Source organism: Enterococcus sp. DIV1307a (assembly GCF_050537425.1).
Lineage (GTDB): Bacteria > Bacillota > Bacilli > Lactobacillales > Enterococcaceae > Enterococcus > Enterococcus faecalis.
Genome location: NZ_CP172914.1, coordinates 1,481,028 through 1,493,364, shown reverse-complemented (window position 1 = coordinate 1,493,364; position 12,337 = coordinate 1,481,028). Strand labels below are relative to the sequence as shown.

Here is a 12,337-nt window from a genome sequence, read left to right as displayed (position 1 = left end):
TTTTGAAATGGAAAGTAAATTTTCATGAAAAAACGATAAAACGGTTGCAAAAATAGAAGAATTTTGATATTCTAGGCTAGGAAAGAAATGTAAACAGTGTTTTCAGAAAATGAGAACAAATTCATATTTATAGGAGAAGAAACATGGAAAAACAAACAATTACAATTTATGATGTTGCTAGAGAGGCAAATGTATCTATGGCTACTGTTTCTCGTGTTGTCAATGGTAATCCCAATGTAAAACCAGCAACGCGTAAAAAAGTCTTAGAAGTGATTGATCGCTTAGATTACCGTCCTAACGCAGTCGCACGTGGTTTAGCAAGTAAAAAAACGACAACAGTGGGTGTTATTATTCCAGATGTTAGTAATGCATTTTTTGCTTCATTAGCACGTGGCATTGACGATGTGGCTACAATGTATAAATATAATATCATTTTAGCTAATTCAGATGGAGACGATCAAAAAGAAGTTACTGTATTGAACAATTTACTTGCCAAGCAAGTAGATGGGATTATCTTTATGGGTCATCGCATTACAGATGATATTCGTGGTGAATTTTCACGTTCAAAAACACCTGTTGTCTTAGCAGGTTCAATTGATCCAGATGAACAAGTCGGTAGCGTTAATATTGATTACACAGAAGCAACGAAAGATGCAACAGCGACTTTAGCGAAAAATGGGAACAAAAAAATTGCTTTTGTTAGTGGTGCATTAATCGATCCAATTAATGGTCAAAACCGAATGAAAGGCTACAAAGAAGCTTTAGCGGAAAATGGCTTGTCTTATAATGAAGGCTTAGTTTTTGAATCTGAATATAAATTTAAAGCAGGCATTAATTTGGCTGAGCGTGTCCGTAATAGTGGGGCAACTGCTGCCTTTGTTACAGATGATGAGCTAGCAATTGGCTTATTAGATGGGATGCTAGATGCTGGTGTGAAAGTTCCAGAAGAATTTGAAATCATTACAAGCAATAACTCATTGCTTACAGAAGTCTCTCGTCCACGTCTATCAAGTATTACACAACCTTTATATGATATCGGTGCCGTGTCAATGCGTTTATTAACAAAACTAATGAACAAAGAAGAAATTGAAGAAAAAACAGTTGTTTTACCTTATGGAATTGATCAAAAAGGTTCAACAAAATAAATTGAATTAAACGGCTAAACTAAGAGCGTTAACTCTTAGTTTAGCCGTTTTTTGATACCTAAAAATGAGCCAGAAAACGTATTTTTCTGGCTCATTTTAGCGAGTTAATTATTGTTCTTTTTATTATCGTTGTTTTTATTGTTGTTATTATTTGTAGTGGCACGTGGAGCAAGATTTCCCCAGTAAGAAGCGTAATTGCTGTCTGTTCCACCGATCCCAAATTTATAGGTACTTTGTGGTGCACCATCTTTGGCATAGTATGAAGTCGTTGTTTTGCCAGGTGTATTGAACTTGGCACCATTATAGGTAATTGAGCCAGGTTTTTCACCAGTAAATTCAGAAACTTTTGATTTAATGACACTTGGGTCTAATTCAAATTTTTGACCAATGCCAAACAATTCTGGATTCGCATAGTACAGCGCGTTAGCTAAGTTCGCCATATAATTCCCGTTATTGTCGCCGCTGGTCGTCGTCATTGGCGCTGGTAGATCATGTCCTGACCAAGAACTTAGTGTCACAGTCGGGGTAGAGACAATTAGCCATGAATCTTTATAGTCATTAGTTGTCCCAGTTTTTCCGACCCAATCAGCACTGGCTAAATGAGGATTCAAGCCAGCTAATGTTGGTTTGAATTTTGTCGTATTCGCAGAATCCACCACTGAGCGCAACAAGTCATTCATAATAGAAGCGGTCGCCGGTGAATAAACTTGCGTTCCTTCATCTTTGTGTTCGTAGACCACATGTCCGCTATTGTCTGTGATTTTTTCAATCATGTAGGCTTTTTGATATTTACCTTTGTTAGCAAGCGCTTGGAAGCCGTTTGTTTGTGTTACAACATTTGTTTCTACTGAACCCAATGGCGCAGATTCGTAAGCCCAAGCATCTGAAGCTGGATAGTTCATTTTACTTAAGTAGTGATTGTAAGAGAAATTATCATCACCCATTTTTTTCCTTAGCTCATTATTAACATGAACGACAGGGATATTGAAAGACCAATTCAAGGCATTCCGAACAGTCACGAATTGATTTAAATCCACATTTGTGGAATTAACAAATTCTGTACCATCAGCATAAGTCGTTGGGTAGTTGGCCAGACGACTTTCAGAACCAATGAGTCCTTGATCAATCGCAGGGCCATAGACAGAAATTGGTTTAATCGTAGAACCAACTTGACGATCGGCATTAAAGGCATGGTTGTTTTGATTAATATCGAAGTTTCTGCCGCCGATAAAACCAAGGATACGACCAGTAGCGTTATCCATTAAAATATTGCCAGTTTCAATCATTGTATTCCCATTGACATCTGCAGTGCCATCATCAAGCAAATAACCATAATTTGCGACAGCGGTTTGCATCGTGTTATAAATGTTCTGATCAATGGTTGATTGGATTGTATAGCCTTGCGACTGGATTTCGCGACGTGCTTGTTCTTCATATTGATCTAAACCAACTTGATCTAAATCATCACGATTAACTTTAGCTTTTTTCATATCTAAATCCATGACAATCTCAACTGCTTTATCTAACACCGTATAGTATAGATAGCCTTCTGTATTGACATTGGCCTGTTCAGTTGGTAAAAAGTCTTTTTTCAAGTCGTAAGCTTTGGCTTCTTCATATTCCTTTTGTGAAATTGCTTTTTCTCGGTACATACTGAAAAGAACAAAATCTTTTCTCTTCATTCCTAAAGATAAATCGTCTTTCAAGGCACCAGTGTTAGTATAGGGCGTGTAAACAATGGGACTTTGGGGAAGTCCTGCGATAAAGGCCGCTTGAGGAAGATTCAAGTCCTTGGCACTTTTACCAAAGAGTCCTTTGGCTGCTTCTTCCACGCCTGCAATATTTTCACCTTTGTTATTACGACCAAAAGGGGAGACATTTAGATAAGTTGTCACGATTTCGTCCTTAGAAAAGTATTTTTCAATACGTAAAGCTAATAAAATTTCGTTGGCTTTCCGTTTAAAAGTCGTTTCGTCAGTTAAAATCTGTTGCTTTACCAATTGCTGAGTCAATGTTGAACCACCAGAAGAACCGCCGATACCTGTCGCATCAGAAATCAACGCTCGAACTAGCGCTTTTGGTACTACCCCATGATGTTCTTCAAAATATTCATCTTCTGTTGAAATAATGGCTTTTTTTAGCAATGGAGACATTTGATCGCCATTAATTCGTGTCCGAATTAAATCTGATTTGATGTTAGCAATCGGAGTACCATCTGCGTAAGTCATTTTTGACACTTCGGTAATATCACTGATTTCTTTTTGCAATTCTTCCTTCGTTGGGGGCTGTGTATCTTCAACTAGAAAAGCAAAATAGCCCATTCCAATACCTAAGCCAAGAGAGCCACCTAAGACAATCAGAATAACCCCAAAAACCACTAATGACTGAAAAACGCGAATAATGACATTTAAAATAAGTAAAAAGACATTGCCGCCAGAAGAGGTCGTTGGTTTTTGCTTATTGTTACTTGAATTATTTTTCAAAAGCTTCACCTCAATAAAATGATACATTCTGTGTTATTATAGCAAAAAAAAGCTTCTATGAATAGTTTCTACACCAATTGCCATTTTTTGTTGAAAAAACTTAAGAGAAAATAGGGAAATCTCATTTTTTGACTTTTCAAGTGTGACAGAATCGGTTACTATGAATAGGGGAATTTGATCTATTATTATGTTTTACTATAGGAGGAAAATCATGAATTCAGCTTTTTTTGAAGAATTAAAAGCCCGTGGGTTGGTCTACCAAGTCACAGATGAAGAAGCCTTACAAAAACAATTAAATGAAGAATCTGTTAAATTATATATCGGCTTTGATCCAACGGCAGACAGTTTACACATCGGGCATCTACTGCCAATTCTTATGTTACGTCGTTTCCAACAAAATGGTCATGTGCCCATTGCTTTAGTTGGTGGCGGAACAGGCATGATTGGTGATCCATCATTCAAAGATGCAGAACGTAGTTTAAACACACTTGATACAGTGAAAGCTTGGTCTGAAAGTATTAAGGGCCAGTTGTCACGTTTTATCGATTTTGAAGATGAAAAAAATCCAGCGATTCTAGCAAATAACTATGATTGGCTTGGAGAACTTTCATTAATTGATTTCTTACGTGATGTGGGAAAAAACTTTACAATTAATTATATGATGAGTAAAGAAAGCGTGAAACGCCGAATCGAAACAGGAATTTCTTATACTGAATTTGCGTATCAATTATTACAAGCGTATGATTTCTTGAAATTGTACGAAACAGAAGGCTGTTTATTGCAATTAGGCGGCAGTGATCAATGGGGAAACATTACTTCAGGGATTGAATTATTACGCCGAGAACAAGAAGTTCAAGGATTTGGCTTAACTATGCCTTTAATTACAAAAGCAGATGGTACCAAATTTGGTAAAACAGAAGGAAACGCAGTTTGGCTAGATGCGGAAAAAACTTCGCCATATGAATTTTATCAATTCTGGATTAACACAGATGATCGTGATGTCGTGAAATTCTTGAAATACTTTACTTTCTTAACATTGGATGAAATTGCAACAATTGAAGAAGAATTTACAGCGAACCCAGGTCAACGTGCTGCGCAAAAAGCGTTAGCCAAAGAAGTGACTACTTTAGTCCACGGTGAAGCAGCCTATCATCAAGCGGTTAAAATTTCAGAAGCGTTGTTCAGCGGAGATATCCAAAGCTTAACAGCAGAAGAAATTAAACAAGGATTTAAAGATGTACCAACGTACGAGGTGCAACCAGAGGATCAATTAAGTTTAGTTGACTTATTAGTTACCTCAAAAATAGAACCATCCAAACGTCAAGCCCGTGAAGATGTTCAAAATGGAGCGATTTACGTCAATGGAGAACGTAGACAAGATTTAGCAGCTGAATTGACAGAAACTGATAAAATCGAAGGGCAATTTACTGTGATTCGTCGCGGTAAGAAAAAATATTTCTTGTTAAAATACTAAAACACTGTGAACTTCAATCTTATACGGTTTATAAATTAAAAATAATAGTTAACAGTTAATACTAGCTTAATATTTTGCTTTAGGAAGACTTGTTTACCTTAATGTAAGCAAGTCTTTTTATAAAGTTTTGCTTATAGTACTAGAATCAATAGTCACCAACATTATCTTGAACGGTTTATTATATAAAAATACCGACCAAGTTTCTCTGGTCGGTATTCTGTCTAATTTTTAAGTCTCACTACAGATAGCCAATCCTTACTTGTATAATATTACTGTATGGAAACCTTCCATAGATCCTGACAGACCTTGATTTTGTAGTGAATCAATTTTTATATCAACAATTTCATAACCATCTAACTGCATAGAAGATATTATTTCATCAATTTGCGTAGTGTATTTGTCCTCACAGCCAAAATTTTGATTAATCCATTTACTAAAACTATTTACCATAACTAGATGAGTTAAACCATCTTTAGGTTTTAAAAATTTTTTTATTTCTTTTTGATAAATAGATTCTGCAGCACTTTTTTGTCCTTTTGTAAACATTCCCACTCTATTTCACCACCTTTCCAGTAAAATTATTATTGCTAATATATTTATTGCTTCAAGCTTTTTGTGAATGTCCAAAGTGTTAATCACTAATAAAGTTAGACTATTATTCCTCTCTATGGTGATTCATTAAGGAAAAGTATTGGTTAAAGCATATAGACGATAAAGATAGTATATCAATGTTCACAAAAGTCTACAATAAAAATTCAAATTTGTTATAGACTATATTAGAAAAGTAATGGGTGGGTATTGTTGTATCAACAATAAGGAGGACTGTAAGAAAAGTCCTTTGTCAAGATAGTATTGAAATAAAAAGCTGAAAATCAAAAGGACAAATGTTACAAAAAACTCTTTTTTACTATTGGGCATATTCAATTACAGATAACTTGTGCTATGCTAGAATAAAAAGTGCAGTCGCTATAAGGAGTAGGTTATGAAATCAATTGTCGAAAAGTTAAACTTAACGAAGTATCAGCACCCAGTTATTTTAAATAGACCACAGGCAGAGTATCTATCTGAATTTGCTTCAGCCGCGCAGCAATTACCCTCAGAACCAGTTGAGCTGATTTTTGCATTTGTAAAAACGATGGCGGAATTTCAAGAGATTGTTTCAATGGTGATTGAAGGTCAACATTTAGTAGAAAATGGGTTGTTATATGTGGCTTATCCGAAAAAAGGCAATAAAATGTATCCAACTTTTGTCCACCGAGATGAAATTTTTCCAACATTACAAGTAAACGAGGCAGATGGGTATATTAAAGGCTCAACCTTAAAATTTAATCGCATGGTTAGTTTAGATGAGACTTTTACGGTTGTCGGCATGAAGAATGTTCTTAAAAAGCCAGCGAAGAATCAGACCAGTTCTGCTGTTGGGGATTATGTTCAATATTTACCAGAAATTGAAGCGTTGGTACAAACAGAACCAGCTGCTGCAGCGACATTCGCTGCATTAACGCCTGGTTATCAAAAAGAGTGGGCGCGGTATGTATTTAGTGCAAAGCGAGCGGAGACACGGAAAAAGCGGCAAACTGAAATGTTAGTCATTTTAAAAGAAGGCTATAAAACCAAAGCGCTTTATCAGCAAAGGAAGAAATAATGGCGCAGTCAATTGAAACAGTTACAGCATACATCGAAACAGTTGAACCAAAATGGCGAATTGCTTATCAGCAAGTATTAGACGTCGTTTCGCAAAATTTGCCAGCAGGATTTGAATTAACGATGCAATATGGCATGCCAACCTTTGTTGTGCCGCTTTCAGTATTTCCAGAAGGCTATCTCAACCGTGGTGATGAACCGTTACCATTTATCAGCTTAGGCGCTACTAAAAGGCAAGTAGCTTTATATCACATGGTATTAATGGGAAATGAAGCCGTCCGAAGTTGGTTTCAAGAAGCCTATCAGGAACAAGTGTCAACAAAGCTAAACATGGGGAAAAGTTGTATTCGCTTCACTAATCCTAAGCGAATACCCTATGAACTAATTGGCGAATTAGTAACAAAAATCACGCTAGAAGAATGGCTGCAACAGTATCAACACCACCAAAAGAAAAAGAAGAATTATTAGGAGGAACCACATGTTATTAGGATCACACGTTAGTATGAGTGGCAAGAAAATGCTATTAGGCTCTGCCGAGGAAGCGGCTAGCTATGGCTCAACAACCTTTATGATTTATACAGGCGCGCCACAAAACACGCGCCGGAAACCGATTGAAGAAATGAATATTGAAGCTGGGCAAGCTTTTATGAAGGAACACAATTTAAGTAATATCGTCGTTCATGCCCCGTATATTATTAATTTAGGTAATACAATTAAAACGGAAAATTTCGGTTTTGCCGTAGACTTTTTGCGACAAGAAATTGAGCGAGCACAAGCGTTGGGAGCAACGCAAATCACGTTACACCCAGGTGCGCATGTTGGCGCAGGTCCAGAAGCCGGCATCAAACAAATTGTTAAAGGTCTAAACGAAGTCTTGTGGAAAGAGCAAATCCCTCAAATCGCTTTAGAAACAATGGCTGGTAAAGGGACCGAAATCGGCCGTACATTTGACGAACTAGCTGCGATTATTGACGGAGTTACGCTGAATGATAAACTTTCTGTCACTCTGGATACTTGCCACATTAATGATGCAGGTTATAATGTAAAAGATGATTTTGATGGCGTATTAGTTGAATTTGATAAAATTATCGGATTGGATCGTTTAAAAGTTATTCATGTGAATGATTCTAAAAATCCTATGGGCTCACATAAAGATCGTCATGCCAATATTGGCTTTGGCACTATTGGTTTTGAAGCTTTAAACGGTGTGGTTCACCATGAAAAATTAACTGCTTTACCAAAAATTTTAGAAACACCTTATGTCGGAGAAGACAAAAAAAATAAAAAGGCCCCTTACGGCTTTGAAATTGCGATGTTAAAAAATCAAACATTTGATCCAGAATTATTAGAAAAAATTCAAGGACAAAACTAAAGCAACAATCGCTCTTAAAGGTCCTATTGACATTTAAGAGCGTATATTTTTGACTTTTAATCACTATTTTGCAAAAAAATCAGACTTTTTTCATTATTTAAGAGAAATCCCGCAAAAAGAACTTTTCTTTTTTTGCTATTTCTAGTAAAATAATTCATTGAGAGCAAAACTATACGGAGAGGAGAGAGTTTCAATGGCAACAGGTTGGGTAGTATTAATCGCAGTAATCGCTTTATTAGTAGGCGCTGCAGGGGGCTTTTTCCTTGCACGCAAATATATGCAAGATTATTTCAAAAAAAATCCTCCCGTTAATGAGGATATGTTACGCATGATGATGGCATCAATGGGTCAAAAACCGTCAGAGAAAAAGGTTAGACAAATGATGCAACAAATGAAAAACCAAGGAAAATAGTAAAGGTTATTCAGGTAATCATGAATAAGTGTAAAAACGGGCTGATTTTCAGTCCGTTTTTTTGTTGTTTTGCGGGAGAATAGGATAATCTAGGAGGAAAAGAGCGAAACGTTTAATCAAAAACAACAATAACGAAGAAACCTTCTAGCTCGAAAGTAGTCTTCGTAGAACAACAAAGTAAAGGAGGGACAACTGAATGTCCATATTCAAAAAATTAGGCTGGTTTTTTAAGCAAGAGAAAAAAAGTTATATTATTGGGGTTTTCTCATTAATGATGGTCGCTCTTGTTCAATTAGTCCCGCCCAAAGTTATTGGCGTCGTTGTAGATGAAATCGTTAACAAAGAAATTCGCTTAACGAAAATTATCGTGTGGGTTGCACTCTTGGTTGGTGCTGGGCTTGCCCAATATCTTTTTCGCTATATTTGGCGGATGCATATTTGGGGGAGTGCCGCTCGTTTGGAAAAAGAGCTACGGACTCAATTATTTCATCATTTCACAAAAATGGATAGTATCTTTTATCAGAAATATCGGACAGGTGACTTGATGGCGCATGCAACCAATGATTTAAATGCCATCCAAAATGTGGCTGGAGCTGGGATTTTAACATTTGCTGACTCTGTGATTACGGGAGGAACAACAATTATCGCAATGGTTCTATTTGTCGATTGGCGCTTAACATTAATTGCTTTATTACCGCTGCCTTTATTAGCGGTCACCTCACGAGTTCTAGGTTCTAAGTTGCATGATGCCTTTCGAGATTCACAAGCTGCTTTTTCAGCGATTAATGATAAAACACAAGAAAGTATCACTGGAATTAAAGTCATTAAAACATTTGGGCAAGAAAAAGAAGATCTTGCTGATTTTACAGAGAAAATTGATGATGCTATCGTCAAAAATAAACGAACGAACTTTTTAGATGCACTATTTGATCCGTTTATTACGCTGATTATTGGTGTTTCTTATGTTTTGACAATTATTATTGGTGGTCGTTTCATCATGGAAGGAACGATTAGTTTAGGTCAGTTGGTCTCTTTCATTGCCTATATTGGGATGCTAGTTTGGCCAATGTTTGCGATTGGGCGCTTATTTAATGTGTTAGAACGTGGGAATGCTAGTTACGATCGTGTGAACGAATTATTACATGAAAAAACGCATATTATCGAACGAAAAGATGCCATCAAAACAATGGCGCAAGGAACAATTTCAATGAAGATTGATTCTTTTTCTTATCCAAAAGAAGAGGCAGTGGCGTTGGAAAATATCCAATTTTCGTTGCAAGAAGGAGAAACTTTGGGGATTGTTGGCAAAACAGGCGCTGGTAAAACCACTATTTTGAAGTTGTTGATGCGTGAATATGACCAATACCAAGGAACGATTTCCTTTGGAAAACATGACATTAAAAATTACACATTAGATGCATTGATGGGTGCAATGGGTTACGTGCCACAGGACCATTTTCTCTTTTCCATGACGGTACGAGATAACATTCGTTTTGCTAAACCAGACTTGGAACAAGCAGCAGTTGAACAAGCGGCAGCATTAGCATTTATTAACCAAGAAATTAAAGCATTCCCTGAAGGCTATGACACAATGGTTGGGGAACGTGGCGTTTCGCTTTCTGGAGGACAAAAACAACGGATTTCTATTGCACGGGCCTTGATTGTTGAACCAGAATTGTTAATTTTAGACGATGCCTTATCTGCAGTCGATGCGAAGACTGAAGAGGCGATTTTATCAAATCTAAAAGAAACACGCCAAGAAAAAACCACTATTATTACAGCGCATCGTTTAAGTAGTGTCATGCATGCAAAAGAAATCTTAGTGTTGGATGAAGGGAAAATTATTGAACGGGGGACACATCAGGAGTTACTGGCTCAGAAGGGTTGGTATCAGCGGATGTGGGAAAAACAGCAATTAGAAGCGAAAATTGAAGGGAGTGAGAGTTAATGGAAGAAAAGTATCAATCCGAATGGTCCAGAGAGTTACCGCTGAAAGAACAATTAACGATTGTTCAGCGTTTGTTTCGTTTTGCCAAACCGTTTCGACGCATGTTTTACACAGCTATTCTCTTTGCATTTGTCTTATCAATTATCAATATTCTTTTGCCTAGAGTCATTCAAGTTTTTATGGATAATTATTTAACGCCTAAAACTGCTACAATGCAGGTGATTCTAACTTTTGCTGCTATTTATTTTTTTGGTGTCATTGTCAAAAGTATTGTTTGGTTTTTCCAATGGTATTTGTATTCGATGGCTTCTTTAAAAACGTATCAATATATACGAGTGAAATTATTTGAAAAATTACACACTTTAGGTATGCGTTATTTTGATCAAACACCAGCGGGTTCGACGGTGTCTCGTGTTACAAATGACACAGAAACATTGTTTGAATTCTGGTATGTATTCTTAATGGTGATTACAGGAATTTTTGCCGTAATCTCGTCATTTTTTGCAATGTTTCAACTCAGTCCAGAAATCTCATTTTATTGTCTAATTTTCTTGCCAATTTTATTAGTTGTGATTTGGTATTACCAAAAATTTAGTTCAAAATTATATCGCAGTATGCGGGAAAAATTAAGTCAATTAAACACCAAACTAAATGAATACATCTCTGGTATGCAAATCATTCAACAATTTCGCCAAGAAAAGCGTTTGGAAAAAGAATTTGAGGAAACCAATGATGATTATTTAAAAACACGTGTAGCAATGATTCGTATGAATTCGTTATTATTAAGTCCCATCATTAATTTGTTGTATACGTTGGCGATTGCATTGGCCTTAACTATGTTTGGCATCGATGCTTTACATTCACCTGTTGAAGCGGGGATGATTTATGCTTTTGTAACGTATGTCCAAGCTTTTTTTAATCCGATGACGCAAATGATGGACTTCCTAAGTATCTTTACAGATGGGATTGTCGCAGGTAGCCGTATTTTAAAAATTATGGATACGGAAGAATTAACGCCGCAACAATCAGTAGGTGCGAATGGGGAAATTATTCGCGGGAAAATTGAATTTCGCAATGTTACTTTTTCTTATGACGGCAAAAACGAAGTATTGAAAAATATTAGCTTTGTTGCAAATCCCGGGGAAACCGTCGCTTTAGTCGGTCATACAGGAAGTGGTAAAAGTTCAATTATTAATGTACTCATGCGCTTCTATGAATTTTATGAAGGGCAGATTTTAATTGATGATCGTGACATTCGTGATTTTCCCATGACAGAATTACGGGAAAAGATGGGCTTAGTATTACAGGACGCTTTCATGTTTTATGGAGATATTGCTGGAAATATCCGTTTACTGAATCCCAATATTACAGATGAACAAATTAAACAGGCTGCGGAATTTGTTCAGGCGGATAAATTTATCCACACGTTACCCAATACCTATCATGCGAAAGTCATTGAACGAGGAGCGAGTTATTCTAGTGGACAACGTCAATTAATTTCGTTTGCACGAACGATTGTGACTGATCCCAAAATTTTAGTTTTAGATGAAGCAACCGCTAATATTGATACAGAAACAGAAGGATTGATTCAAGAAGGATTAGCCAAAATGCGTCAAGGGAGAACGACAATTGCGATTGCGCATCGCCTTTCGACGATTCGTGATGCAAACTTGATTTTAGTTTTAGACAAAGGACAGATTGTAGAACGAGGAACGCATGAAACGTTATTGGCAGAAGGTGGCCTTTATGCGGATATGTATCAGTTACAAAGTACGGAAGTTTAACGTAACAACTGAAAGAGTTAAATAACCCAAACAAAGACATTTAGTGTTAGGAAATTCCTAATTCTAGGTGTCTTT

10 protein-coding genes are annotated in these 12,337 nt (G+C 36.6%); 8 read left to right on the top strand and 2 right to left on the bottom strand.

The window, feature by feature from the left end:
* Positions 1-143: 143 nt before the first annotated feature.
* Positions 144-1,145 (top strand): catabolite control protein A, encoded by a 1,002-nt coding sequence (gene ccpA / locus IGL90_RS07275; RefSeq protein WP_002357319.1) that lies wholly within the window; start codon positions 144-146, stop codon positions 1,143-1,145.
* Positions 1,146-1,249: 104 nt separating this feature from the next.
* On the opposite strand, the gene IGL90_RS07270 is transcribed toward ccpA, so the two are convergent.
* The gene (locus IGL90_RS07270) at positions 1,250-3,655 is read right to left on the bottom strand and encodes a transglycosylase domain-containing protein (protein ID WP_033786253.1); all 2,406 of its coding nucleotides are present in this window, start codon (positions 3,653-3,655) and stop codon (positions 1,250-1,252) included.
* 184 nt (positions 3,656-3,839) lie between these two features.
* On the opposite strand from IGL90_RS07270, the gene tyrS reads away from it, so the two are divergent.
* Positions 3,840-5,102, top strand: coding sequence for a tyrosine--tRNA ligase (tyrS, locus tag IGL90_RS07265; protein WP_002357324.1), 1,263 nt, complete (start codon positions 3,840-3,842; stop codon positions 5,100-5,102).
* 255 nt (positions 5,103-5,357) lie between these two features.
* On the opposite strand, the gene IGL90_RS07260 is transcribed toward tyrS, so the two are convergent.
* Complete coding sequence (locus tag IGL90_RS07260; RefSeq protein ID WP_002393362.1) at positions 5,358-5,648, bottom strand: hypothetical protein; 291 nt, start codon at positions 5,646-5,648, stop codon at positions 5,358-5,360.
* Between the two features lie 436 nt (positions 5,649-6,084).
* On the opposite strand from IGL90_RS07260, the gene IGL90_RS07255 reads away from it, so the two are divergent.
* The 6 genes from IGL90_RS07255 to IGL90_RS07230 all read left to right on the top strand — a co-directional run bounded on the left by IGL90_RS07255 (position 6,085) and on the right by IGL90_RS07230 (position 12,262).
* On the top strand, positions 6,085-6,747 hold the full coding sequence (locus tag IGL90_RS07255; RefSeq protein WP_002361915.1) for a YdeI/OmpD-associated family protein: 663 nt from the start codon (positions 6,085-6,087) through the stop codon (positions 6,745-6,747).
* On the top strand, positions 6,747-7,214 hold the full coding sequence (locus IGL90_RS07250) for a DUF1801 domain-containing protein (protein WP_048737053.1): 468 nt from the start codon (positions 6,747-6,749) through the stop codon (positions 7,212-7,214). The genes IGL90_RS07255 and IGL90_RS07250 overlap by 1 nt, the downstream gene beginning before the upstream one ends.
* 10 nt (positions 7,215-7,224) lie before the next feature.
* Complete coding sequence (locus IGL90_RS07245) at positions 7,225-8,118, top strand: deoxyribonuclease IV (protein ID WP_002357396.1); 894 nt, start codon at positions 7,225-7,227, stop codon at positions 8,116-8,118.
* Positions 8,119-8,311: 193 nt separating this feature from the next.
* Entirely contained in the window at positions 8,312-8,530 is a 219-nt protein-coding gene (locus tag IGL90_RS07240; protein WP_002357397.1) for a YneF family protein, read from the top strand.
* Between the two features lie 196 nt (positions 8,531-8,726).
* Positions 8,727-10,478, top strand: a complete 1,752-nt coding sequence (locus tag IGL90_RS07235; RefSeq protein ID WP_048737051.1) for an ABC transporter ATP-binding protein — start codon at positions 8,727-8,729, stop codon at positions 10,476-10,478.
* Complete coding sequence (locus IGL90_RS07230) at positions 10,478-12,262, top strand: ABC transporter ATP-binding protein (RefSeq protein ID WP_104859297.1); 1,785 nt, start codon at positions 10,478-10,480, stop codon at positions 12,260-12,262. The genes IGL90_RS07235 and IGL90_RS07230 overlap by 1 nt, the downstream gene beginning before the upstream one ends.
* Positions 12,263-12,337: the final 75 nt, after the last annotated feature.